This is a genomic window from Curtobacterium flaccumfaciens, from assembly GCF_013359815.1.
Lineage (GTDB): Bacteria > Actinomycetota > Actinomycetes > Actinomycetales > Microbacteriaceae > Curtobacterium > Curtobacterium flaccumfaciens.
Map to the genome: position 1 here is coordinate 136,396 of NZ_JABMCF010000040.1, position 25,242 is coordinate 161,637.

General features: G+C 70.5%; 20 protein-coding genes. All 20 read left to right on the forward strand.

The window, feature by feature from the left end; genetic code table 11:
• Window positions 1–347: 347 nt before the first annotated feature.
• The 20 genes from mraZ to dnaE all read left to right on the forward strand — a co-directional run bounded on the left by mraZ (window position 348) and on the right by dnaE (window position 25,231).
• The gene (mraZ, locus tag HP445_RS14415; protein ID WP_017886616.1) at window positions 348–779 is read left to right on the forward strand and encodes a division/cell wall cluster transcriptional repressor MraZ; all 432 of its coding nucleotides are present in this window, start codon (window positions 348–350) and stop codon (window positions 777–779) included.
• 106 nt (window positions 780–885) lie between these two features.
• On the forward strand, window positions 886–1,851 hold the full coding sequence (gene rsmH, locus HP445_RS14420; RefSeq protein WP_071405412.1) for a 16S rRNA (cytosine(1402)-N(4))-methyltransferase RsmH: 966 nt from the start codon (window positions 886–888) through the stop codon (window positions 1,849–1,851).
• 1 nt (window position 1,852) lies between these two features.
• Window positions 1,853–2,584, forward strand: coding sequence for a cell division protein FtsL (ftsL, locus tag HP445_RS14425; protein ID WP_128779671.1), 732 nt, complete (start codon window positions 1,853–1,855; stop codon window positions 2,582–2,584).
• A 49-nt stretch (window positions 2,585–2,633) separates the two neighbouring features.
• The gene (locus HP445_RS14430) at window positions 2,634–4,403 is read left to right on the forward strand and encodes a peptidoglycan D,D-transpeptidase FtsI family protein (RefSeq protein WP_111023101.1); all 1,770 of its coding nucleotides are present in this window, start codon (window positions 2,634–2,636) and stop codon (window positions 4,401–4,403) included.
• Between the two features lie 14 nt (window positions 4,404–4,417).
• Window positions 4,418–6,064, forward strand: a complete 1,647-nt coding sequence (locus HP445_RS14435) for a Mur ligase family protein (RefSeq protein ID WP_111033314.1) — start codon at window positions 4,418–4,420, stop codon at window positions 6,062–6,064.
• On the forward strand, window positions 6,061–7,569 hold the full coding sequence (locus tag HP445_RS14440) for a UDP-N-acetylmuramoyl-tripeptide--D-alanyl-D-alanine ligase (RefSeq protein ID WP_128779672.1): 1,509 nt from the start codon (window positions 6,061–6,063) through the stop codon (window positions 7,567–7,569). Before HP445_RS14435 ends, HP445_RS14440 begins: the two co-directional genes overlap by 4 nt.
• On the forward strand, window positions 7,566–8,669 hold the full coding sequence (gene mraY / locus HP445_RS14445; RefSeq protein ID WP_071405416.1) for a phospho-N-acetylmuramoyl-pentapeptide-transferase: 1,104 nt from the start codon (window positions 7,566–7,568) through the stop codon (window positions 8,667–8,669). Before HP445_RS14440 ends, mraY begins: the two co-directional genes overlap by 4 nt.
• A 4-nt stretch (window positions 8,670–8,673) precedes the next feature.
• Entirely contained in the window at window positions 8,674–10,209 is a 1,536-nt protein-coding gene (murD, locus tag HP445_RS14450; protein WP_128779673.1) for a UDP-N-acetylmuramoyl-L-alanine--D-glutamate ligase, read from the forward strand.
• Window positions 10,172–11,437, forward strand: coding sequence for a putative lipid II flippase FtsW (gene ftsW / locus HP445_RS14455; RefSeq protein WP_128779674.1), 1,266 nt, complete (start codon window positions 10,172–10,174; stop codon window positions 11,435–11,437). The genes murD and ftsW overlap by 38 nt, the downstream gene beginning before the upstream one ends.
• Entirely contained in the window at window positions 11,434–12,531 is a 1,098-nt protein-coding gene (gene murG, locus HP445_RS14460) for an undecaprenyldiphospho-muramoylpentapeptide beta-N-acetylglucosaminyltransferase (protein ID WP_111023106.1), read from the forward strand. Before ftsW ends, murG begins: the two co-directional genes overlap by 4 nt.
• Window positions 12,528–13,949 (forward strand): UDP-N-acetylmuramate--L-alanine ligase, encoded by a 1,422-nt coding sequence (gene murC, locus HP445_RS14465; protein ID WP_128779675.1) that lies wholly within the window; start codon window positions 12,528–12,530, stop codon window positions 13,947–13,949. Before murG ends, murC begins: the two co-directional genes overlap by 4 nt.
• Entirely contained in the window at window positions 13,946–15,232 is a 1,287-nt protein-coding gene (locus HP445_RS19190) for a cell division protein FtsQ/DivIB (protein ID WP_111033317.1), read from the forward strand. Before murC ends, HP445_RS19190 begins: the two co-directional genes overlap by 4 nt.
• 146 nt (window positions 15,233–15,378) lie before the next feature.
• Entirely contained in the window at window positions 15,379–16,539 is a 1,161-nt protein-coding gene (gene ftsZ / locus HP445_RS14475; protein WP_027465251.1) for a cell division protein FtsZ, read from the forward strand.
• Window positions 16,540–16,546: 7 nt separating this feature from the next.
• Window positions 16,547–17,269 carry a YggS family pyridoxal phosphate-dependent enzyme gene (locus HP445_RS14480; protein WP_128779676.1) on the forward strand — a complete coding sequence of 241 codons (723 nt, stop codon included), beginning with the start codon at window positions 16,547–16,549 and terminating at the stop codon, window positions 17,267–17,269.
• Window positions 17,270–17,310: 41 nt separating this feature from the next.
• On the forward strand, window positions 17,311–17,895 hold the full coding sequence (locus HP445_RS14485; protein ID WP_071405422.1) for a cell division protein SepF: 585 nt from the start codon (window positions 17,311–17,313) through the stop codon (window positions 17,893–17,895).
• Between the two features lie 68 nt (window positions 17,896–17,963).
• Window positions 17,964–18,260 (forward strand): YggT family protein, encoded by a 297-nt coding sequence (locus HP445_RS14490; protein WP_084741074.1) that lies wholly within the window; start codon window positions 17,964–17,966, stop codon window positions 18,258–18,260.
• A gap of 185 nt (window positions 18,261–18,445) precedes the next feature.
• Window positions 18,446–19,126, forward strand: coding sequence for a DivIVA domain-containing protein (locus HP445_RS14495; protein WP_071405424.1), 681 nt, complete (start codon window positions 18,446–18,448; stop codon window positions 19,124–19,126).
• Window positions 19,127–19,128: 2 nt separating this feature from the next.
• Window positions 19,129–19,815 carry a signal peptidase II gene (gene lspA / locus HP445_RS14500; RefSeq protein WP_241660342.1) on the forward strand — a complete coding sequence of 229 codons (687 nt, stop codon included), beginning with the start codon at window positions 19,129–19,131 and terminating at the stop codon, window positions 19,813–19,815.
• On the forward strand, window positions 19,812–20,741 hold the full coding sequence (locus HP445_RS14505; RefSeq protein ID WP_128779677.1) for an RluA family pseudouridine synthase: 930 nt from the start codon (window positions 19,812–19,814) through the stop codon (window positions 20,739–20,741). The genes lspA and HP445_RS14505 overlap by 4 nt, the downstream gene beginning before the upstream one ends.
• Before the next feature lie 1,010 nt (window positions 20,742–21,751).
• Window positions 21,752–25,231 carry a DNA polymerase III subunit alpha gene (gene dnaE / locus HP445_RS14510; protein ID WP_071245757.1) on the forward strand — a complete coding sequence of 1,160 codons (3,480 nt, stop codon included), beginning with the start codon at window positions 21,752–21,754 and terminating at the stop codon, window positions 25,229–25,231.
• The last annotated feature ends 11 nt before the right edge of the window (window positions 25,232–25,242 follow it).

Genomic DNA, 25,242 nt, shown 5'->3' on the forward strand with positions numbered 1-25,242 from the left:
CGCGAGTGGTCACGACATGCCGCGCGGTGGATGCCGAGGGTGCAGGAACTGTCGGCTGGGGGCCGCGCGAGCGACAGTTCGTGCCCGCTCGGCGTCGAGTGCCCGCGGCGCGCCCCGGGGCGCTCCACCGGCTGCGAAAGTCCTCCACTTTCCTCCACGACTGCTCCGGCACGCGCGAACCGCATGGATCCGGGCATCCACGGTCATCCCTGGGCGGTGCATTCCAGCCTCGATGCCCCCAGTAGGGGTGTCGCGGGCGGAAAAGGGAGCGGATTCCTGGTCGAGGGGAGGGGAGTGGAGTAAAGTGGGGCTCGCAACGGTCCGGTGGAGCGGAGGGGAGGCCCGACGTGCTGCTCGGTACTCATGCCCCGAAGCTCGACGAGAAGGGTCGCGTGATCCTCCCCGCCAAGTTCCGGGACGAACTGTCCGGCGGGCTCGTGATGACCCGCGGCCAGGAACGCTGCGTCGTGGTCTTCAGTGCCCGGACGTTCGAGGAACTCCACGAGCGCATCCGGACCGCCCCGATGACGTCGAAGCGCACCAGGGACTACATGCGTCTGTTCCTCTCGGGGGCCAGCGCCGAACAGCCCGACAAGCAGAACCGCGTGACGATCCCGCAGAACCTCCGCGAGTACGCGGGGCTCGAGCGGGACCTCACGGTCATCGGCAGCGGTGACCGTGCCGAGATCTGGTCCACCCCCGCGTGGGAGGCCTACTACGCCGAAGCCGAAGAGGCATTCGCCGACAACGACGAGGAGGTGATCCCGGGGATCTTCTGATCCGCGGATCGGGACTCCCAGCCGTGAAGCCCTGACGCCACTTCCCCGGTGTCAGGTCGCATGGATGGGGATCCGGACCCACGGCCCAGGAGACGAGGGGCTGCACATGGCCGACAACGACAACGAGACGCCACGCTTCCCGCACACGCCGGTGATGCTCCAGCGCATCGTCGACCTCTTCACGCCGACGCTCGAGGGCCCGGGCAAGGTCGTCGTCGACGCCACGCTCGGCATGGGCGGCCACTCCGAGGGCCTGCTCGAGCGGTTCCCGGAGCTCACGCTCATCGGACTCGACCGCGACACCGACGCACTCGGCATCGCGGGGGAGCGCCTGGCCCGCTTCGGCGACCGTGTCCGCCTCGTGCACACCGTGTACGACGGCATCGTCGACGCGATCGAGGGCGAGGGCTTCACGAAGGTCGACGGCGTGCTGTTCGACCTCGGCGTGAGCTCACTGCAGCTCGACCGGGCCGAGCGCGGGTTCGCGTACAGCCAGGACGCACCGCTCGACATGCGCATGGACCGGACCGAGGGGCAGACCGCCGCCGACGTCCTGGCCACCTACGACGAGGGCGAACTCCGCCGCATCTTCCAGCGCTACGGCGAGGAGAAGCTCGCCGGCCGCTACGCCCGAGCGATCGTCGAGCGGCGGGCGACGAAGCCGTTCGAGATGTCCGGCGACCTGGTCCAGGTGCTGCACGACGCGACCCCGGTCGCCATCCAGCGTCAGGGGCACCCGGCCAAGCGCGTCTTCCAGGCGCTCCGCATCGAGGTCAACGCCGAACTGAGCGTGCTCGAGCGGGCGATCCCGGCGGCGCTGGACGCCATCGCGGTCGGCGGCCGGATCGTCGTCGAGTCGTACCAGTCCCTCGAGGACCGCATCGTCAAGCGGGCCCTGGTGGAGCGCACGAAGTCGAGCGCCCCCGCCGGCCTGCCGGTGGAGCTGCCCGAGCACGCCCCGACCTTCTCCCTGATCGTCAAGGGCGCCGAGCTGGCCGACGAGGCCGAACGCGCCGCCAACCCCCGAGCAACCCCCGTGCGCCTGCGCGCGGCCGAGCGGATCCGGAACTGACATGAGCACGAACCTCGCACTCGTCGACCCTGCGGTCGTCCCGTCGCGGGCCCCGCGCCCCGACCGTCAGCACCGCCCCGAGCTGGTCGAGGTCACGCCGACCGCGGCCCAGCGCCGGGCTCGCCCCCGCATCGGGTACGCCGTGGTGGCCGTCGCCGCGCTCGGCATCCTGCTGCTGGCCCAGCTCGGCATCAGCATGGTGCTCAGCCAGGGCGCCTACACGCTCAACTCGCTGTCGGCCGAGCAGACGAACCTGTCCCGCACGCAGCAGTCGCTGTCCGAGCAGCTCCGGGTCCTCGACTCGCCGCAGAACCTGGCCCGCAACGCGCAGTCGCTCGGCATGATCGCCAACTCGACGCCCGTGTACCTCGACCCGAAGACCGGTCGGGTGTACGGCACGCCGACGCCGGCGAAGCCCGACGAGGCCACGGCGTCCACCGAGAACCAGGTGCCGAACTCGCTGCTGAACGACGTCCCGCTGGCCACGAAGCCGGGGGACACCTCCACCAGCAAGGAGACGGGCACGACGAGCACGACGGACACGTCGGGCACGTCGGGCACGTCGGGCACGTCGAGCACGAAGGACTCGTCGGGCGCCACGGGCACCACGGGAACCACCGACAGCACCGCCACGTCTGAGAAGACGAGCGGCGCCAGCGCGTCGGACCAGGGGACGGCGAAGTCGTCCGTAGAGTCCGACGCGAACCCGCTCCAGGCGCCCTCCACCCGGTGACCGGCGGGTCCGCCGCACCCTCAGCACCGCCCGGGAAGGACCGCACCGCGTGACGAAGACGATCCGCAACCGACGCCTGCGCTACAGCATCGTGATGCTCGCCGTGATCGCCCTCGTCGGGGTGTTCGTGGTGCGGCTCGTCGACATCCAGGTCGTCCAGGCGTCCGAGCTGAACAAGGCGTCGGCGCAGAAGCGCAGCATCCCCGTGACGATCTACGGCACCCGTGGGTCGATCGTGGACCGCAACGGCACCGAACTCGCCGACAGCGTGACCCGGTACAACATCACGACCTCGCCGCGCCTGGTCAAGCAGTTCAAGGGCAAGCTCGGCGGCACCCGCATCAAGGACGTCAGCGTCGGCACCGCCCTCAGCGCGCTGGCGAAGGCCTCCGGTGGCGACGTCGCGACCATGCGGAAGAACATCGCCGCGAACCCGAAGTCGGACTTCGCCTACCTGGTCAAGGGCCTCGACGTGCAGCACTACGAGGCCGTGCGGGCACTCGGGATCCCCTGGCTGTACCCGGAGCCACAGGCGGCGCGGGTGTACCCGACGGGTGCGACCACGGGCAACCTCACCGGCTTCATGGGCACCGACGGCGCCCAGGCCGGCTTGGAGTACTCCTACAACCAGTGCCTGGCGGGCACGAACGGGTCCGAGACCTACGAGCGCGGCGAGGACGGTGTGCAGCTCCCGGGCAGCACCGTGACCACGAAGAAGGCCAAGGACGGCGGCACGCTCGAGACCACGATCGACAGCGACCTGCAGTACATGGCACAGCAGACCATCGCGTCCGCCGCCAAGACCCTGCAGGCGGAGTCCGCGACGGCGACGGTCACGAGCGTCAAGACGGGTGAGCTGCTCGCGGTCGCCGACTACCCGACGGTGGACCCGAACGACGTCGACGCCACGACCGACAAGGGCGCCTTCGGTTCCCGTGCCCTGACGGCGTCGTACGAGCCGGGCTCCACGATCAAGGCCGCCATCGCCGCCGCGCTGCTCGACCAGGGCAAGTCGAACCCCACCGACCAGGCGGTCGTGCCGTACTCGCGCACGTTCCCCTGGGGCGGCACGATCCACGACTCGGAGTTCCACCCCACCGAGAACCTGACGCTGACCGGCATCCTGCAGAACTCGTCGAACGTCGGCATCACCGAGCTCGGCGCACGGCTGACCGCCCAGCAGCGCTTCGACTACATGAAGAAGTTCGGGCTGTTCGAGCCGGAGACGGCCATCGACTACCCGGGCCAGCCCTCGATGGACTACGGCACGAGCCCGAACTGGGACCAGCAGACGAACATCAACTCGATGTTCGGTCAGGGCATCTCGACGACGGCCGTGCAGGTCGCGAGCGTGTTCCAGACGATCGCGAACGACGGTGTCCGGATCCCGCTGCACTTCGTGAAGGGCTGCACCACGGCGGACGGCAAGACGATCGACGCGCCCGACGTGCAGAAGCAGCGGGTCGTCTCCGCAGCCGCCGCCACGCAGGTCACCGGCATGCTGCAGAGCGTCGTCACGGGTGGCACGCTGGTGGGCATGAAGCCGATCTCCGGCTACAACATCGCCGCGAAGACGGGGACCGCCGAGGTGGCCGAGGGGTCGCAGGGCTACGGCGGTCAGCGCATCACGTCGGTGGCCGGAATGGCACCCGCCGAAGACCCCCAGTATGTTGTCACGGTGACGTTCACGAAGCCGCAGACCAACAAGTGGTCCAGCGGAGCGGCTCCGGCGTTCCGCACACTCATGTCCCAGGTGCTCGAGAAGTACCGAGTAGCCCCCTCCGCGTCCGAGGCGAAGCTCTACCCGTCCACGTGGTGAGGAAGAAGGAACACTTGTCCGCACGGATCCCCCCGGTCCTCCGACCCGAACACCCGACCCCGAGGGCCGTCTCCGAACTCGCCAACGCGTTCGGTCTGCGAGTCGTCGGCTCGGTCGACAGCATCGAGACCACCGGTGTCACCCTGAGCGCCACCGAGGTGCAGCCGGGTGACCTGTTCGTCGGCGTGCACGGTGCGAACCGGCACGGCGCACAGTTCGCGACGGAGGCCGCCGAGCGCGGCGCCGTCGCCGTCCTGACCGACCAGGACGGCGTCGCACTGGTCGAGCCGTCCGGGCTGCCGGTGCTCGTCGTCGACGACCCCCGCGCCGCCCTCGGCGACGTCGCGGCGTGGGTCTACCGCACGCACCCCGACGAGGCCACCGACCTGCCGCAGCTGTTCGCCGTCACCGGCACGAACGGCAAGACGAGCACGTCCTACATCCTCGAGGGCATCCTCAAGCAGCTCGGCCTGGTCACCGGCCTGAGCTCGACCGCCGAGCGCCACATCGGTTCGCTCAGCGTGACGAGCCGCCTGACCACGCCCGAGGCCAGCGAGATGCACGCGCTCCTCGCCCGCATGCGCGAGAGCGAGGTCCGCGCGGTCGCCGTCGAGGTCAGCGCCCAGGCCCTCAGCCGGCACCGCGTCGACGGCATCGTCTTCGACGTCGCGGCATTCACGAACCTGTCGCACGACCACCTCGACGACTACGCCGACATGGAGGAGTACTACCAGGCGAAGCTCCCGCTGTTCCAGCCCGAGCACGCCCGTCGCGGCGTCGTCTCGCTGGACACCGACTGGGGCCACCGCGTGGTGCAGGACTCCCGCATCCCGGTCACCACGATCACCGTGCACCCCGACGTCGAGGCCGAGTGGCACGTCGACATCGTCGAGGCCCACGCCGCCTACACCGAGTTCCGTCTGACCGGCCCCGAGGGCCGCGAACTGACCACCCGTGTGCCGCTGATCGGCTGGCACATGGCGGCGAACGCGGCACTCGCGATCGTCATGCTCGTCGAGGGCGGGTTCGAGCTCGGTGCCATCGCACACGCGCTGGAGAGCAACCACCGCCGCTACCCCGACGAGGACGCCGCGAGCGAGCGTGACGGCGAGACCCACCGCGTCTCCGCCATCGAGTGCTACCTGCCCGGCCGCACCGAGCGCGTCTCCGGTGAGCACGGCCCGAGCGTCTACGTCGACTTCGGCCACAGCGCCGACGCGTTCGAGAACACCCTCGCCGCGGTCCGGCAGTTCACCTCCGGCAAGGTCCTCATGCTGTTCGGTGCGGACGGCGACCGCGACACCACGAAGCGCGGCGACATGGCCCGCGTGGCCGCGGCCGGCAGCGACATCCTCGTCGTCACCGACCACCACCCCCGCTTCGAGGACGCCGCGTCGATCCGGAAGACCCTGGTCGACGCCGCACGTGCGGCGTACCCCGACCACGAGATCCACGAGGTCAGCCCGCCCGAGGCCGCCATCCGCACGGCCGTGAGCCTGGTCGGCGAGGGGGACTCGATCCTCTGGGCCGGCCCGGGTCACCAGGACTACCGCGACATCCAGGGCGTCCGCACGCCGTACTCCGCCCGCGACGAGGCCCGTGTGGCCCTGCGCGAGGCCGGCTGGGAGCCGAACTCCGGTCCGGCGGAGGACGTCCGATGATCGCCATGACCCTCGCCGAGATCGCCACCGCGGTCGGCGGCGAGCTGATCGGCGGCGCGCAGGCGACCGACGTCGCCGAGCCCGGCGACCTGGTCGTCGAGGGCTCGGTCGAGACCGACTCCCGCCTGGTCCGCCCCGGCAGCGTCTTCTTCGCCCTGCCCGGTGAGGTCACCGACGGTCGACGCTTCGTGCCCGCAGCGGTCGACGCCGGTGCCGCCCTGGTGATCACGCCCGAGCGTGTGGACACCACCGCGCCGCAGATCGTCGTCACCGACGGGTACGAGGCCCTCGCCGCGCTCGCACACGAGGTCGTCACGCGCGTCCGGATGAGCACCGCGGACCGCGTCCACGCCGACGGTCGCCCGGCGCCCCTGCGGGTCGTCGGCATCACCGGCTCGAACGGCAAGACGAGCACGAAGAACATGCTCCGCACGATCCTCGAGCAGCACGGTGCGACCGTCGCGCCCGAGGGCTCGTTCAACAACCACGTCGGCGCACCGGTCTCGATGCTCCGCGTCACCTACGACACCCGGTACCTGGTGGTCGAGATGGGCGCGAGCGGCGTCGGCCACATCGCCAAGCTCGTCTCGATCGCCGAGCCCGACCTCGGCGTCGTCCTCAAGGTGGGCCTCGCGCACGCCGGCGAGTTCGGCGGCATCGAGGCGACGCAGCGCGCGAAGTCCGAGATGGTCACCGACCTGCCCGAGACCGCGACGGCCCTGCTCAACGTCGACGACGACCGCGTCGCGTCGATGCGCGACCTGACGGCCGCGCGCGTGGTGGGCTTCGGCACGTCGGCAGAGGCCGACTACCGCATCACCGGCATCGAGACGGACCGCAGCGGCACCCGCTTCACCCTCACCGCGCCTCCCGTCCGCCACGAAGGCGACCGTCCGACGGACGCGACCCTGTCTGGAGGCCCGGATCACGTCGACGTGCGCCTCGCGATCCTGGGTGAGCACCACGCCGTGAACGCGTCCGCCGCGCTCACCGTGGCCCACCTGTGGGGCGTCCCGCTCGCCGACGGCGCCGCGGCGCTCGCGTCGATGACGCGCGCCGAGCGCTGGCGCATGGAGCTGCTCCAGGGCGGCCCCGAGGGCGTCACCGTCATCAACGACGCGTACAACGCGTCGCCCGACTCCACCGCGGCGGCGCTGCGGACCCTGGCGCAGATCGTGCGCCCGGGGGAGCGGACCGTCGCCGTGCTCGGTGAGATGGCCGAGCTCGGTGAGTACTCCGTCGAGGAGCACGACCGCATCGGTCGGCTCGTCGTCCGCCTCGGGATCGGACAGCTCGTGGTCGTCGGCCGCGGCGCGATGCCCATCCACCAGGCCGCCACCCTCGAGGGATCGTGGGACGGCGAGTCCGTGTACATCGAGGACGTCGACGACGCCGTCCGTGCCATGCAGGAGATGCTCCGCCCCGGCGACGTCGTCCTCGTCAAGTCCTCGAAGTCTGCCGAACTGCGATTCCTCGGCGACCGCCTCGGAGGTGTCACCGAATGATCGCGCTCCTCATCGCCGGCGCCACGTCGCTGGTGTTCACGTTGCTGCTCACCCCGTCCTTCATCAAGCTCTTCCACCGTCTCGGGTGGGGGCAGTTCATCCGTGACGACGGTCCGCAGTCCCACCACACCAAGCGCGGGACCGCCACCATGGGCGGCATCGTCCTGATCATCGGTGCGGTGATCGGGTACTTCGTCGGCCACCTGATCGGAGGCGACTCGATCACGCTGTCCGGCCTGCTCGTGCTGTTCCTGATGGTCGGGCTCGGGTTCGTCGGCTTCATCGACGACTTCCTCAAGGTCCGGCGCCAGCGGAGCCTCGGGCTGGGCGGCTGGGCCAAGATCCTCGGCCAGGTCATCGTCGGCGTCATCTTCGCCACGATCGCCCTGGTCGTGCCCACGTCGAACGGCAAGCCGCCGGCGTCCACGATGATCTCGGCGATCCGCGACGTGCCGTGGCTCGACTTCATGGCGCTCGGCACCGTCATCGGCACCGTGCTGTTCCTCGCCTGGATCGTCCTGCTGACGGTGTCCACGTCGAACGGCGTGAACGTGGCCGACGGGCTCGACGGCCTGGCCACCGGGTCGAGCATCCTGGCGATCGGCTCGTACGTCATCATCGGCTTCTGGCAGTCGAACCAGATCTGCGGCGGGGCACGGCTCGACTCGAACACCGCCCACGCCTGCTACACCGTCTCGAACCCGCTCGACCTCGCCGTGGTCGCGGCCGCGGTCTGCGGTGGGCTCATCGGGTTCCTCTGGTACAACACCTCGCCGGCGCAGATCTTCCTCGGTGACACCGGGTCGCTCGGCCTCGGCGGTGCCCTGGCTGGCCTCGCGATCCTCAGCCGCACCGAGCTGCTGCTCATCCTCATCGGTGGCCTGTTCTTCATCGTCACCGGCTCCGTCATCCTGCAGCGGGCCTACTTCAAGATCACCCACGGCAAGCGCATCTTCTTGATGAGTCCGCTGCACCACCACTTCGAACTGAAGGGGTGGGCCGAGGTGACCGTCGTCGTCCGCTTCTGGATCATCGCCGGGCTCTTCGTCGCGGCGGGGGTCGGACTCTTCTACCTCGAATGGATCGCACGCGTTGGTTGACCCGGTGTCCTCGCCGTCCCGCCTCCAGTCCCTCGACAGCTGGTACTCCGAGGGGTGGAAGGGACTCAACGTCGCCGTCCTCGGCCTCGGTGCCACCGGGTTCTCGGTCGCCGACACGCTCGTGGAACTCGGCAGCGAGGTGACGGTCTACTCGTCCGACGCCCCCGCCGACAGCGTCGAGCTGCTCGACGTGATCGGTGCGCGATTCCTGCAGACGCCGCTCGACACCGTGCCGGACGACCTCGTGCAGCAGGCGCCCGACGTCGTCATCGTGTCGCCGGGGCTGCCCCCGCACAACGCCACCGTGCAGTGGTCGGTGACGAACAGCACCGTCTGGGGCGACATCGAGCTCGCCTGGCGCGTGCGCGACAAGGTCGTCCGCGGCCCGGTCGCGGCCCCCTGGATCACGATCACGGGCACGAACGGCAAGACCACGACGACACAGCTCACAACCGCGATGTACGAGGCCGGCGGCCTGCGTGCCGTCGCGTGCGGGAACATCGGCGTGCCGGTGCTCGACGTCGTCCGCGACCCGGTCGGCTACGACGTGCTCGTCGTCGAGCTCTCGAGCCACCAGCTGCACTACGCGGCGACGTCCGGCGACGGCGCCGTGGTGCCGCTCGCCAGCGCCTGCCTGAACATCGCCGACGACCACCTGGAGTGGCACGGCTCCGCCGAGGCGTACCGCGCGGCGAAGGCCAAGGTCTACGAGCGCACCGTGATGGCGTGCGTCTACAACACCTCGGACGAAGCCACCCGGCAGATGGTGCAGGAGGCCGACGTGGTGGAGGGCTGCCGTGCGGTCGGCTTCACCCCCGGTGTCCCCGCTCCCGGTGACGTCGGCATCGTCGAGGACGTCCTGTGCGACCGGGCCTTCAACGAGGACCGCCGCAACAGCGCGCTCGAGCTGTCGACCATCGCCGACCTCGAGGCCGCCGGGCTCGCAAGCCCGCACATGACCATGAACGTCCTGGCCGCCGCCGCCCTGGCCCGTGCTGGCACCGTCCAGCCGAGCGCCATCCAGTCGGCCGTCCGGGCGTTCCGCGCCGACCACCACCGCACCGAGCTCGTCGCCCAGGCGGACGGCATCACCTGGGTCGACGACTCCAAGGCCACGAACCCGCACGCCGCCACCGCGTCGCTCGCGTCGTTCGACACGGTCGTGTGGATCGTCGGCGGTCTGTTCAAGGGCGTCGACGTCGACGGGCTGGTCGAGCGCTTCGGCCCCGGCGTGCGCGCCGTCGTGGTGATCGGCACCGACCGGACCCCGGTCCTCGAGGCATTCGCGCGACACGCGTCCACGGTCCCGGTGCTCCAGGTGGAGACGACGGACACTGATCAGGTCATGCGCGAGGCGGTCCGGCATGCCGCATCGGTCGCGAGGCCGGGCGACACCGTCCTCCTCGCCCCGGCGGCGGCGTCGTTCGACCAGTTCGGCTCCTACGCCGACCGGGGGCAGCGTTTCGCGGCCGCGGTCAACGAGCACCTGGGAGGAGAAGTCGATGGCGACGACACCGACGGATCTTCCGAACAGCCGTAACGGCCGGACCGCGACGACCCCACGACGGACGAACGGCGCGATCGTCGCTGTCAAGAACGTCTTCGTCGCGGAGTCCAGCACCTTCTACACGATCCTCGGCGTCACGCTGTTCCTCGTCGTCTTCGGCGTCGTGATGGTGCTGTCCTCGTCGAGCGTCGAGGAGTACGCGGCGACCCACGACTTCTTCGGGGCGGCGTCCCGCCAGGGCCTGTACGCCGTGCTCGGCGTGCCGCTCATGCTCATCGCCAGCCGGGTCCCGACCCGGATCTGGCGGAAGTGGGCGATGCGGCTGCTCGGTGCGGCGCTCGTCCTGCAGCTGCTCGTGTTCACCCCGCTCGGCATCGACATCCAGGGCAACCGGAACTGGATCGAGCTCGGGTCGTTCACCGCGCAGCCGTCCGAGGTCGTGAAGCTCGGGCTGGTGCTCGGCATCGGCGCCATCATCTACGTCAAGCGGGACAAGCTCGACGACTGGAAAGAGGTGTTCATCCCGATCGGGATCGCCTCGATGCTCTCGCTCGGGCTCGTCGTCCTCGGTGGTGACCAGGGCACCGCGATGGTCATGCTCATCCTGGTGTTCGGCGCGCTGTACATCGGCGGCGTCCGCGCCCGGCACCTGCTCGTCGGCCTCGGCGCGTTCGCCGTGATGCTGCCCTTCGTGACGATGGCCTCGGCCTCGCGCTCGACCCGCATCAGCGCCTGGCTGTCGGGATGCACCGACACCAGCCAGTACCAGGACATCTGCTGGCAGCCCGTGCACGGCATGTGGGCGCTCGCGTCCGGCGGCGTGTTCGGCGTCGGCCTCGGCAACTCGAAGGCGAAGTGGTCGTGGCTGCCCGAGGCGGACAACGACTACATCTTCGCGATCATCGGCGAGGAGCTCGGCCTGATCGGCGCCGTCGTGGTGCTCAGCCTGTTCGTGGTGCTCGCCGTCGGCATGATCAAGATCATCCGGCAGTCCCGCGACCCCTTCGTGAAGACGGTCACGGGTGGCATCCTCGCGTGGATCATCGGCCAGGCGCTCATCAACATCGCCGTCGTGCTCGGCCTGCTGCCCGTGCTCGGTGTGCCCCTGCCACTCATCTCGGCGGGTGGTTCGGCCCTCATCATGACCCTGGTGGCGATCGGCGTCGTGCTCTCCTTCGCCCGTGACCTGCCCGGCAAGAACGACCCCGGCCTGACGAACGCCCCACTCGTCCGGACCTCCACGAACGGATCACTGCGGTGAGCAAGTACCTCTTCGCCGGCGGCGGCACCGCCGGCCACGTCAACCCCCTGCTCGCGGTCGCCGACCGGCTGACCGAGCGGGAGCCCGGCGCCGAGGTGCTCGTGCTGGGCACCGCCGAGGGCCTGGAATCCCGTCTCGTGCCGATGCGCGGCTACGAGCTGCTGACGATCCCGCGCCTGCCGTTCCCGCGGAAGCTGAACGGTGCCGCCCTGCGCTTCCCGCAGCGGTTCGCGGCGGCGGTCAAGCGGACCGAGCAGATCATCCGCGACCACGAGATCGAGGTGGTCCTCGGCGTCGGTGGCTACGCGGCCGCTCCGGCGTACATCGCCGCCCGCCGCACGGGCACCCCGATCGTCGTGCACGAGCAGAACGCGAAGCCCGGGCTGGCGAACCGCCTCGCCGCGTTCCTGACCGAGCACGTCGGCCTGACCTTCTCGAACACGCGCCTGCGCCACGGCCGCGTCGTCGGCATGCCGCTCCGTCGCGAGATCGAGTCGCTCGACCGCCGCGCCGTCCGGGCCGAGGGCCTCACCGAGTTCGGGCTCGACCCGGACCGACCGGTGCTGCTCGTGACCGGTGGCTCCTCGGGCGCACGGAGCATCAACCGGACGATCAACAAGTCCGCCGCCGCCATCGTGGGTGCCGGCTGGCAGGTCCTGCACGTCGTGGGTGCCGCGTCGGACATCGGCCCGAGCGACCTCGACGGCTACCACGTGCTGCCCTACTGCGACCGGATGGACCTGGCGTACGCGGCGAGCGACTTCGTCGTGTCGCGCTCCGGTGCCGGCATGGTGTGCGAGCTGACCGCCGTCGGGCTGCCGAGCGTGCTCGTGCCGTACCCGGTGGGCAACGGTGAGCAGCGCCACAACGCGAAGGACGTCGTCGATGCCGGGGGAGCCGTCCTGGTGGCCGACGGGGAATTCGACCAGGACTGGGTGACGTTCCAGCTGCTGAGCATTCTGCAGGACCGCTCCCGCATCGCCGACATGACCGTGCGGGCGGGCAGCGTCGGCCACCGCGACGGCGCCGACCGGATGACCGACCTGGTCCTCGACGCCGCGAAGCAGGCCCCCAGCACCACGGAGGAACGATGACCATCAAGCCGGACCTGACCCAGCCGATCCCGGACGACCTGGGCACGGTGCACTTCGTCGGCATCGGCGGAGCGGGCATGAGCGGGATCGCCCGGATGTTCCTCGCCGCCGGGCACCGCGTGACGGGCAGCGACTCCCGCGAGACGGAGACGACCGGCACGATGCGCGACCTCGGCGCGACTGTGCACATCGGTCACGACGCGGCGAACGTCGGCGAGGCCGACACCATCGTCGTCACGAGCGCCCTCTGGCCCGACAACCCGGAGCTCCTCGAGGCGCAGCGCCGCGGTCTGCCGGTGCTGCACCGCTCGCAGGCCCTCGCCGCACTGATCGCCGAGCACCGCCTGGTCGCGGTCGCCGGTGCGCACGGCAAGACCACCTCGACCGGCATGATCGTCACCGCGATGGTCGAGCTCGGCCTCGACCCGAGCTTCGTCAACGGCGGCGTCATCCAGTCCCTCGGCACCAGCTCGGCCCCGGGGTCCAGCGACCTGTTCGTGGTCGAGGCCGACGAGTCCGACGGCTCGTTCCTGCTCTACGACGTCGCCGTGGCCCTGATCACCAACGTCGACGCCGACCACCTGGACCACTACGGCAGCGAGGAGGCCTTCACCGAGGCCTTCGTCGAGTTCGCCGCGAAGGCGAGCGAGCGCGTCGTCATCTCGAGCGACGACGCCGGTGCGAAGACGGTCACCGCCGGCATCCGCCAGCGCCCGGACGCCCCGGAGATCGTCACCTTCGGCGAGGCCGTCGACGCGGACGTCCGCATCGAGGGCATCACCGAGTCGGCTGGTGTCGAGGTCGACTTCCGCGCCGGTGGCGAGGCGTACCACCTGACCCTCCGCGTGCCCGGCCGCCACAACGCGATCAACGCCGTCGGCGCCTTCGCGGTCCTGACCGGCCTCGGCGTCGCCCCGGCCGACGCGGTCCGCGGGCTCGAGGCGTTCGGTGGCACCCAGCGCCGCTTCGAGCTGCACGGTGTCGAGCGCGGCGTCTCGGTCTACGACGACTACGCGCACCACCCGACCGAGGTCGCCGCGGCGCTCAAGGCCGCCCGCAACGTCGTCGGCGACGGTCGCATCATCGCGATCCACCAGCCGCACCTGTACTCGCGCACCCGCCTGATGGCCGGCGACTTCGCCAAGGTGTACGAGGAGCTCGCCGACCACACGGTCGTGCTCGACGTCTACGGCGCCCGCGAGGACCCGGAGCCCGGCGTGACCGGTGCCCTGGTGCAGGAGCGCTTCGCCGACCAGTCGCGCGTCGAGTTCCTGCCCGACTGGGACGAAGCGGCGGCCCGCGCGGCCGCGGTCGCCCGAGACGGCGACATCATCATGACGCTCAGCTGCGGCGACGTGTACCGGATCATCCCGCAGGTGCTCGGCGCCCTGGGCACCGACGGAGCGTCGTCCCGGTGAAGCGCCCCGAGGGGTTCGACGAGGGGGACGCCCGCAGGGACGCCCCGGCCGAGGCCGCGGAAGCGCCCCGGCAGCGTCGTGGTCCCTCGAAGCCGCGGCTGCCGTTCCGCGGACGCGTCGCCGACGACCGGGAGGCCCGTCCCACGTCCGCCCCGGACGCCCCGGTCGACGAGACGGTCGACGACACTGCCGAGCCCACCCCCGCGGACCGGCCCGCCGCCGACACGTCGGGTCCGCACCGCGACCGCGTCGGCGCGTTCGCCGGTGCGGCCGGACGCCGGTTCGGCGCCGGGCTCTCCACCGTCGCCGACCGCCTGCGCGAGTACACCCCGAACGAGGACCACCGGGACGAGGAGGCCGACCGCCGCGACGCGGAACGCCGAGCGGCCTCGAGCGGTGGAGCCGACCACGACGCGACCGTGACCGACGTGCTCGACGCGACCGGTGCCTCCCGGACCGACCAGCACACCGAGGCGCCCATCGGGGCGCGGGTGCGCGCTGCCGAGACCGCCCGCGAGGCGCGCATCGCGAAGCGGCGCCGCCGCCTGCTCGAGCGTGCCGAGGTCCGCCGGTTCACCCGGCGCAGCCGGCACCGCCGCGCCGCGTGGATCACGGCGGCGAGCGTCGTCCTGGTGCTCGGGGTCTCGATCCTCGTCGCGGTGTTCTCCCCGCTGATGGCGCTCCGCACCATCGAGGTCAAGGGCACCAACCGCGTCGACGAGTCCGCGCTGCGCCAGGCGCTGTCCGACCAGATCGGCACGCCACTGGCCCGGCTCGACTTCGACGCGATCAAGCGGGACGTCGCCGGGTTCCCGCTCATCGAGAGCTACGTGACCGAAGAGGCCCCGCCGCACACGCTCGTCGTCACGGTGACCGAGCGCACGCCGGTGGTCGCGGTGCGCTCCGGCAGCACCTTCGACCTCGTCGACCCCGCGGGCATCGTCGTGCAGTCGTCGCCGAAGCGCCCGGCGACCATGCCGCTCGCCGACATCGCCCGTGCGCGCCTGGGGTCCTCGAGCTTCCGCACCATGACCGAGGTCGTGCTGGCGCTGCCCTCGACGGTCCGGTCCCAGGTGACACGCGTCGCCGGGTCGACGGCCGACGACGTCACCCTGACGCTCAAGGACGGCTCGACCGTCGTGTGGGGGAGCCCGGACGACTCGGACGCGAAGGCCGAACTGCTCGCCGCGCTGGTCAAGGACCACGCGGCACGGAACCCAGGCGTCGTGGTCGAGTACGACGTCTCAGCACCGGACAACGGCGTGATCCGCGCCAAGGACTGAATTGCCGGACCTGATCGGCGACACGCGGCGTGGCGGGGCGACACTGCGCCGAACGCACCCGTAGCGTCGGAGCCAGCACCACATCTACCAGCATTGCCCCTGAACTTCAAGTAGAGGTTGAGGGTTCTACCGGAGGCCTGACTGACGTGACCACGAACCACAACTACCTCGCCGTCATCAAGGTCGTCGGTGTCGGCGGCGGCGGCGTCAACGCCGTCAACCGCATGATCGAGCTCGGTCTCCGTGGGGTCGAGTTCATCGCGATCAACACCGACGCCCAGGCACTGCTGCTCAGCGACGCCGACGTCAAGCTCGACGTCGGCCGCGAGATCACCCGCGGCCTCGGTGCCGGCGCGGACCCCGAGGTCGGCCGTCGTGCCGCCGAGGACCACGCCGAGGAGATCGAAGAGGCCCTGGCCGGCGCCGACATGGTGTTCGTCACCGCGGGCGAGGGCGGCGGCACCGGTACCGGTGGCGCACCGGTCGTCGCGCGCATCGCGAAGTCCATCGGCGCACTGACCATCGGTGTCGTCACGAAGCCCTTCAGCTTCGAGGGCAAGCGCCGCCAGTCGCAGGCCGAGAACGGCGTCGCGGGCCTCAAGGACGAGGTGGACACGCTCATCGTCGTCCCGAACGACCGCCTGCTCGAGATCAGCGACCGCGGCATATCCATGGTCGAGGCCTTCGCCACGGCCGACCAGGTCCTCCTGGCCGGTGTGCAGGGCATCACCGACCTCATCACGACCCCGGGCCTGATCAACCTCGACTTCGCCGACGTCAAGAGCGTCATGCAGGGTGCGGGTTCCGCGCTCATGGGCATCGGCTCGTCGCGCGGTGCCGACCGTGCGATCAAGGCGGCCGAACTCGCCGTCGCGTCGCCGCTGCTCGAGGCCTCCATCGACGGTGCGCACGGCGTGCTGCTGTCGATCCAGGGTGGCTCGAACCTCGGCATCTTCGAGATCAACGACGCCGCGCGTCTGGTGCAGGAAGCCGTGCACCCCGAGGCGAACATCATCTTCGGTGCGGTCATCGACGACACCCTGGGCGACGAGGTGCGCGTGACCGTCATCGCCGCGGGCTTCGACGGCGGCGAGCCGGCGCAGCAGCAGAAGGAACGTCGTTCGAGCTACGTCGACCCGGAGTCGAGCGCAGCGGCGCCCGTCGCCGCCTCGACCGGTGCGATCGAGGACTCCACCACGTCGAGCCCGTCCTGGGCCTCGCAGGAACACCAGCCGCCGGTGCAGCGCGCCGCCGACCCGGCGTTCGACGACGACGACGAGCTCGACGTCCCCGACTTCCTCAAGTAACCCACCCTTGGTAGCCGACACGCGCCTCCAGGCCTCGTCCCACGACGACGGACTGGAGGCGCGCGTTGCGTCCGTCAGGAGCGGCATCGCCGACGCGGCGCGAGCCGCAGGGCGCTCGCCCGACGAACTCACGCTCGTCGTCGTCACGAAGTACCACCCGGCGTCACTCGTGCGCGAGCTCGCCGCACTCGGCGTGACCGACGTGGGGGAGAACCGCCACCAGGAGGCGCAGGCGAAGGCCGCCGAACTGGCGGACCTCGGCCTGACCTGGCACTTCGTCGGGCAGCTGCAGTCGAAGAAGGCCCGCCAGGCCCGGCGGTACGCCCACGTCGTGCAGTCGCTCGACCGCGGCTCCGTCGTCGACGCGTTCGCCCCGACCGAGGCCGAGCCGGAGCCGCCGGTCATCGACGGCTTCGTCCAGGTGAACCTCACCGACGACCCCGGCCGTGGCGGGGTGCAGCCGGACGACGTCGAGGCGATGGTGGCGCGTGTGCTGGCCACCGGGACCATCCGGCTGCGGGGTGTGATGGCGGTCGCGCCCCTCGACTCGGAGCCCCGAGCCGCGTTCGCCCGACTCCGCTCGATCTCCGAACGGGTGGTGTCGCTCGAGCCCGGCGCCACCGACATCTCGGCCGGCATGAGCGGGGACTACGCCGAGGCGATCCTCGAGGGCGCGACACACCTGCGGATCGGCACCGCAATCACGGGAAACCGGCCGCCCGCACCCTAGCCTCGTTGCAGGGCACCACGAGCACGAACCCCGGAGGAACCATGGCCAACCCGCTGAAGAAGACGATGGTCTACCTCGGCCTCGCCGATGAGGAACTCGACTACGAGGACGAGCAGCAGGCCGAGCCCGCGCGCCAGCAGGCAGCCCCTGCTCGCCAGGCCGCAGCGGCTGCTCCGGCCCCCGCCGAACCGCAGGAAGCCCCCGCCGCGGCAGCAGCCCCGGCGGCCGCTCCCGCAGCGGCGCCGGCTCCCACCAAGACGCACACCCACCAGCGCGGCGCCCAGGTCACTCCGCTCCGCCGCTCGCACACGACCGCACAGAAGGCGACCCCGGTCCAGGAAATGAACGAGATCCTCACCGTCCACCCGCGCGAGTACAAGGACGCCCAGTCCATCGCCGAGAGCTTCCGCGACGGCATCCCCGTCATCATCAACCTCTCGCAGATGACCGAGGGCGACGCCCGACGCATGATCGACTTCGCCTCGGGGCTGTCGCTCGGCCTGTTCGGCAAGATCGAGCGCGTCACGAACAAGGTCTTCCTCCTGTCGCCGGCCCACGTCGCAGTGAGCGGTGAGCCCGCTGAGGTAGAGTCCGACATCGAGGCGAACTTCTTCGCCCAGTCCTGAGCCGTACCCGGCACACCCGCCCCTGAGCGTCGTCTGACGACGCTCGCCCGAGACGAGCGAGCCCCATCGTGTCCGTGATCCTAGGGATCATCTCCCTCGCGTTGCTCCTGTACTTCTTCGTGATGTGGGGGCGCTTCGCGCTCGACCTCGTGCAGAGCTTCAACCGTTCCTGGCGGCCGCGCGGGGGCATGCTCGTGGTGTCCGAGTTCGTCTACACGGTCACGGATCCGCCCATCCGAGCGGTGCGACGGGTCCTCCCGCCGCTCCGCCTCGGGCCGGTGGCGCTCGACTTCGGCTGGACGATCGTGATGCTCGTCGTCATCATCGCCCGGTTCGTGGTCGCCGCCCTGGCACGCGGTATCTGAGCGGACTCCCGTCCGCGACACGCGCCACGCCCGGCGCTGGTCACGGTTCCGCCCCATCGTCGGTGTACGGTGGTCGGGATCGATGCCCGCTCCGGTGGCGCATCCGCACCGCACGGTACGACTGGTAGATTCGGTCGCACCGCATGCGGTTCCACACGTTCAGCAGTTCTATTGAGGTGACGGCAATGGCTTTGACGCCGGAAGACGTAGTCAACAAGCGGTTCCAGCCGACGAAGTTCCGCGAGGGCTACGACCAGGACGAGGTCGATGACTTCCTCGACGAGGTCGTGGTCGAGCTCCGTCGCCTGACCGCGGAGAACGACGAGCTCCGCCAGCGCCTGCAGGCGGCCGAGTCGGCCCCGCAGCCGGCGCAGGCCGAGCAGCCCGCTCCCGCAGCCGAGCCGGAGCCCACCCCGGCCCCGGTCGAGGCAGCACCGGAGCCCGCTCCGGTCGCCGCGGCGGCTCCGGCCACGACGGTCCCCGCCGACGAGGACACCGAGGGCACCACGAACCTCCTGACCCTGGCGCGTCGTCTCCACGAGGAGCACGTCCGCGAGGGCATCGAGAAGCGCGACGCGCTCATCGCCGAGGGCACGGCCCAGGCGGCTCGCCTGGTCTCCGAGGCCGAGGCGAAGCAGCGCCAGATCATCGCCGACACCGAGAACACGAACCGTCAGCGTGTCGCGGTGCTCGAGCAGGAGCAGCGCCAGCTCGAGGGCAAGATCGACGAGCTCCGGACCTTCGAGCGCGACTACCGTGCGCAGCTCAAGAGCTACATCCAGGGTCAGCTCTCCGAGCTCGACACCTCGGGCGAGCAGTCCGGTCTCACCCCGGCGCCGGCTTCGGCGCAGGGCTTCGGCAACTGACGTTGTCGCGACCAGCATCACGAGCGAAGGTCAGTGTCCGCGCGATCGCGGCACTGGCCTTCGCCGCTGTCGTGGTGGTGGCGTTCGACCAGGTCGCCAAGACGTTGGTCGTCGCGAACCTGCCCTACGGCACCCCCGTCCCGGTCCTGGGCGGGGCGTTGCAGTTCCTGTACGTCCGGAACCCGGGAGCCGCGTTCTCGTTCGCGGTGAACATGACCTGGGTGTTCTCGGTCATCTCGGCCGCGGTCGTCGTCGCGATCATCGTGTACTCGCGTCGCATCCGGTCGATGTGGTGGGCCATCGTGCTCGGCATGCTGCTCGGCGGCGCGCTGGGCAACCTGCTCGACCGGCTCTTCCGTGAGCCCGGCTTCGGTCGGGGTCACGTCGTCGACTTCATCTCGACGCCGTGGATGATGCCGGCGATCTACAACGTCGCCGACTCCTTCATCTGCATCAGCATGGTGGTCTTCGTGCTGCTGGTGATCCTCGGGGTGAACCTCGACGGCACCCGCACGCTCTCGGCCAAGCGCCAGGCGCAGCTCGACGCGGCGCAGCCGGTCGACGCGGCGGAGCCGCTCGACGGTGGGGCCGCGTTCTCGTCGGCCGATGCCGCTCTCGACGAGCCGACCCGCGCCTCCAGGCCGGAGGACCGCGATCGTCGCGACACGCTGGGCCACGACGCCACGTGAGCGAATCGCGTTCTCTTCCCGTGCCCGACGGGCTCGCCGGTGAGCGCGTCGACGCCGCCATCGCGAAGCTCCTCGGCTTCAGCCGGTCGTTCGCGGCCGACGTCGTCGCGGCCGGTGGCGTCCGCGTCGACGGCGTCCCCGTCGACAAGTCGGACCGGCTGCACGCCGACTCCTGGCTCGAGGTCGAGTGGACCCCGAAGGAGCCGCCGCGCATCGTGCCGGCGGCCGTGCCGGGCATGACGATCGTGCACGACGACGAGGACATCGTCGTCGTGGACAAGCCCGTCGGCGTCGCCGCGCACCCTTCGCCGGGGTGGGACGGGCCGACCGTGCCCGGGGGCCTCGCCGCGGCCGGGTTCACCATCGCGACCTCCGGCGCCGCCGAACGCGCTGGGATCGTGCACCGCCTCGACGTCGGGACCTCGGGCCTGATGGTCGTCGCGAAGACCGAGCTGGCGTACACGCACCTGAAGCGGGCGTTCAAGGAGCGCACGGTCGAGAAGGTCTACCACGCACTCGCGCAGGGCCACCCCGACCCGACCTCGGGCACGATCGACGCCCCCATCGGGCGGCACCCGTCGAGTGACTGGAAGTTCGCGGTCACGTCGGAGGGCAAGCCGAGCGTCACCCACTACGAGACGCTCGAGGCCTTCCGGGCCGCCACCCTGCTCGAGGTGCACCTGGAGACCGGGCGCACCCACCAGATCCGGGTGCACATGGCGGCCACACGCCACCCGCTCGTCGGGGACACGATGTACGGCGCCGACCCGGTGCTCGCGGCGGAGCTCGGGCTGACGCGCCAGTGGCTCGACGCCGTCCGGCTGGGCTTCGGCCACCCCCGCACGGGCGAGTGGGTGTCGTTCGAGGCGCAGTACCCGGATGACCTGCAGGCAGCGCTGGAGCAGATCCGGAGCGCGTCGCTCTGACGCGCCCGGGCGCTTGCGCTGAGTGGTCGTGAGCTGTCGGCTGCGGCGCCGCCAGGCGACGCTTTGTGCGGCCGCGGCGGAGCGCGTGCGGCGTGTCCTGCTCCCTCGGCGGCGCGGCTCGCGCGTGTCCAGAGCGCCGCGCCCGGGCGCTTGCGCCGAGGGGTCGCGAACTGTCGGCTGCGGCGTCGCCAGGCGACGCTTTCTGCGCCCGCGGCGGCCTGCGTGCGGCGTGTCTTGCCCTCTCGGCGGGGCGCCCCGCGCGCGTCGCGACCTGTTGCCGGTCTGGAGGCGCGGTGCGGGCCCGCCCCGCGCCTCCCGTCCGCCGTGCCCGGGCGCTTGCGCCAAGAGGTCACGAACTGTCGGCTGCGGCGCCGCCAAGCGACGCTTTCTGTGCCCGCGGCCGTCGGCGTGCGGCGTGTCCTGCTCTCTCGGCGGGGCGCCCCGCGCGCGTCGTGACGCGGTGCCGGTTTGGAGGCGCGGTGCGGGCCCGCCCCGTGCCTCCTGTCCGGCACGCCCGGGCGCTTGCGCCGAAGGGTCACGAACTGTCGGCTGCGGCACCGCCAGGCGACGCCTTCCGCACCCGCGGCGGTCGGCGTGCGGCGTGTCCTGCGCCCTCGGCGGGGCGCCCCGCGGGTGTCGCGACCCGGTGCCGGTCTGGAGGCGCGCTGGGGCCCCGCCCCGCGCCTCCTGTCCGGCACGCCCGGGCGCTTGCGCCGAGGGGTCGCGAACTGTCGGCTGCGGCGCCGCCAGGCGACGCTTTCTGCACCCGCGGCGGCCTGCGTGCGGCGTGTCCTGCCCCCTTGGCGGGGCGCCCCGCGCGTGTCGCGGCCCGATGCCGGCCTGGAGGCGCGGTGCGGCCCCGCCCCGTGCCTCCAGTCCGCCCCGACGCGCGCGGGAATGTGGGCGGCCGCGGTTAGGCTGTTCCCACCCCGCAGCACACCGTACGAACCGGAGGTTCCGTGTCGGATTCCGACTCCTTCGTCCACCTGCACGTGCACAGCGAGTACTCGATGCTCGACGGTGCCGCCAGGCTCTCCGACCTCGTGGCGGAGACCGCCGCGCAGGGGATGCCCGCCGTGGCGGTGACCGATCACGGCAACATGTTCGGCGCCTTCGAGTTCTGGAAGGCCGCCAAGGCCGGTGGCGTCAAACCGATCATCGGGACCGAGGCGTACATCACGCCCCGCACGCACCGCTCGGACAAGACCCGTGTGCGCTGGGGTGACGGCGGGGGCGACGACGTGTCCGGCGCCGGCTCGTACACGCACATGACGATGTTCGCCGAGAACACGACGGGCATGCACAACCTGTTCCGGCTGTCGTCCAAGGCGTCGCTCGAGGGCTACTACTTCAAGCCCCGCATGGACATCGAGCTCCTGCAGGAGTACCACGAGGGGATCATCGCCACGACGGGCTGCCCCTCGGGCGAGATCCAGACGCGCCTGCGTCTCGGCCAGTACGACGAAGCGGTGCAGGCCGCCGCCGACTACCGCGACATCTTCGGCAAGGAGAACTACTTCGCCGAGGTCATGGACCACGGCCTCGAGATCGAACGCCGGATCATGAGCGACCTGATCCGTCTGGCGAAGGACCTCGACATCCCGCTGGTCGGCACGAACGACCTGCACTACACGCACGCCCACGACGCCAAGTCGCACGCGGCACTGCTCTGCGTGCAGTCCGGCTCGACCCTCAACGACCCGAACCGCTTCAAGTTCGACGCGGACGAGTTCTACCTGAAGACCCCGGCGCAGATGCGGCACGTCTTCCGCGACAACCTCGAGGCTTGCGACAACACGCTGCTCATCGCCGAGCGCTGCAACGTCGAGTTCGACACCTCGGCCAACTACATGCCGAAGTTCCCGGTGCCCGAGGGCGAGACCGAGCACTCCTGGTTCGAGAAAGAGGTCGCGAAGGGGCTGGACTACCGGTACCCGGACGGCATCTCGAAAGAGGTGCAGGACCGCGCCGACTACGAGGTCGGCATCATCAACCAGATGGGGTTCCCGGGCTACTTCCTGGTGGTCGCGGACTTCATCAACTGGTCCAAGAACAACGGCATCCGCGTCGGTCCGGGTCGTGGCTCCGGCGCCGGCTCGATGGTGGCGTACGCGATGCGCATCACCGACCTCGACCCGATCCGGCACGGCCTGATCTTCGAGCGCTTCCTCAACCCGGACCGCGTCTCCATGCCCGACTTCGACGTCGACTTCGACGACCGGCGCCGCGGTGAGGCGATCAAGTACGTCACCGAGAAGTACGGGTCGGAGCGCGTCGCGCAGATCGTCACGTACGGCACGATCAAGGCGAAGCAGGCGCTGAAGGACTCCTCGCGCGTCCTCGGGTTCCCGTTCGGCATGGGCGAGAAGCTCACGAAGGCCATGCCGCCGCCCGTGATGGGCAAGGACATCCCGCTCACCGGGATCTTCGACAAGGACCACCCGCGCTACAAGGAAGCCGTCGACGTCCGCACCGTGGTCGAGACCGACCCCGAGGCGAAGACCGTCTTCGACACCGCGCTCGGGCTCGAGGGGCTGAAGCGCCAGTGGGGCGTGCACGCGGCCGGCGTCATCATGTCGAGCGATCCGCTCATCGACATCATCCCGATCATGAAGCGGGAGCAGGACGGCCAGATCGTCACGCAGTTCGACTACCCGGCAGCGGAGTCGCTCGGCCTGATCAAGATGGACTTCCTGGGGCTCCGCAACCTCACGATCATCAGTGACGCCCTCGACAACATCAAGACGAACCGTGGGACCGAGCTCGACCTCGAGAACATGGGGCTCGAGGACCCCGAGGCGTACGCGCTCCTGCAGCGCGGCGACACCCTCGGTGTGTTCCAGCTCGACGGTGGGCCGATGCGTGGCCTGCTGCGGCTGATGAAGCCCGACAACTTCGAGGACATCTCCGCGCTCATCGCCCTGTACCGCCCGGGGCCCATGGGGGCGAACTCGCACACGAACTACGCGCTCCGCAAGAACGGCGAACAGCCGATCACGCCGATCCACCCGGAGCTCGAGGAGCCCCTCAAGGACATCATCGGCACGACCTACGGCCTGATCATCTACCAGGAGCAGGTCATGGCCATCGCGCAGAAGGTCGCCGGGTTCTCCCTCGGCCAGGCGGACATCCTCCGCCGCGCGATGGGCAAGAAGAAGAAGTCCGAGCTCGACAAGCAGTACGCGGGCTTCCAGCAGGGCATGAAGGACAACGGGTACTCCGACGCGGCGATCAAGACGCTGTGGGACATCCTGCTGCCCTTCTCCGACTACGCGTTCAACAAGGCGCACTCGGCGGCCTACGGTGTGGTGTCCTTCTGGACCGCGTACCTCAAGGCGCACTACCCGGCCGAGTACATGGCCGCGCTGCTGACGAGCGTCGGCGACGCCCGCGACAAGCTCGCCCTCTACCTGAACGAGTGCCGCCGGATGGGCATCAAGGTGATGCCGCCGGACGTCAACGAGTCGATCGGCTTCTTCGCCGCAGTCGGCGACGACATCCGCTTCGGCATGGGTGCCATCCGCAACGTCGGGTTCAACGTCGTCGACGACATCGTCAAGGCGCGGACCGAGAAGGGCGCCTTCGAGTCGTTCCACGACTTCCTGCGCAAGATCCCGATCTCGTCGGCGAACAAGCGCACGGTCGAGTCGCTCATCAAGGCCGGTGCCTTCGACGAGTTCGGCGACACCCGCCGAGCCCTGGTGGAGATCCACGAGGGCGCGGTCGAGGGCGCGGTGAAGGTCAAGCGCGACGAGGCCCACGGCAACGTCGGGTTCGACTTCGACTCGCTCTTCGCCGAGGCAGCCGAGGACGCCCCGAGCGCCGCGGTGTCCCAGGTGCCGGACCGTCCGGAGTGGTCCAAGCGCGACAAGCTGGCGTTCGAGCGGGACATGCTCGGGCTCTACGTGTCCGACCACCCGCTCGCCGGGCTCGAGATCGAGCTCGCGAAGCACCAGTCGATCACCATCGCCGACCTGCTCACCGCCGACGACTCGATCGAGGGCGAGACGGTGACCGTCGCCGGCCTGCTGACGAGCGTGCAGCACCGGGTGGCGAAGACGAGCGGCAACCCGTACGGCATCGTCGACATCGAGGACTTCGGCGGCCAGATCGGCGTGATGTTCCTGGGCAAGACGTACCAGGAGTTCGGCCCGTCCCTGGTGCCCGACTCGATCGTCGTCCTGCGCGGCCGCGTCAACGTCCGCGACGACGGCAAGGCCCTGCACGCGGTGAGCATGTTCCAGCCGAACGTCGGCGACGCGATGGGCTCCGGCCCGCTCACCCTGTCGCTGCCGGAACGACAGGCCACGACGACCACGGTGACGGAACTCGCCGCCGTGCTCGGCCGCCACCAGGGTGACACCGAGGTCCGGCTGAAGCTGCTCAAGGACGACGTCGCGCGCACGTTCGAGCTGCCGTTCCCGGTGAACCTGACCCCGGACCTGTTCGGCGAGCTGAAGAGCCTGCTCGGACCTCGCTGCCTGGTGTAGGAGCAGCGACC

Bases quoted from the DNA above. Each gene is read 5' to 3' on its own strand.
- ftsW (WP_128779674.1), top strand. From the start codon at position 10,172: ATGGCGACGACACCGACGGATCTTCCGAACAGCCGTAACGGCCGGACC.
- HP445_RS14440 (WP_128779672.1), top strand. From the start codon at position 6,061: ATGATCGCCATGACCCTCGCCGAGATCGCCACCGCGGTCGGCGGCGAG.
- mraY (WP_071405416.1), top strand. From the start codon at position 7,566: ATGATCGCGCTCCTCATCGCCGGCGCCACGTCGCTGGTGTTCACGTTG.
- rsmH (WP_071405412.1), top strand. From the start codon at position 886: ATGGCCGACAACGACAACGAGACGCCACGCTTCCCGCACACGCCGGTG.
- HP445_RS14485 (WP_071405422.1), top strand. From the start codon at position 17,311: ATGGCCAACCCGCTGAAGAAGACGATGGTCTACCTCGGCCTCGCCGAT.
- ftsL (WP_128779671.1), top strand. From the start codon at position 1,853: ATGAGCACGAACCTCGCACTCGTCGACCCTGCGGTCGTCCCGTCGCGG.
- dnaE (WP_071245757.1), top strand. From the start codon at position 21,752: ATGCTCGACGGTGCCGCCAGGCTCTCCGACCTCGTGGCGGAGACCGCC.
- HP445_RS14495 (WP_071405424.1), top strand. From the start codon at position 18,446: ATGGCTTTGACGCCGGAAGACGTAGTCAACAAGCGGTTCCAGCCGACG.
- murC (WP_128779675.1), top strand. From the start codon at position 12,528: ATGACCATCAAGCCGGACCTGACCCAGCCGATCCCGGACGACCTGGGC.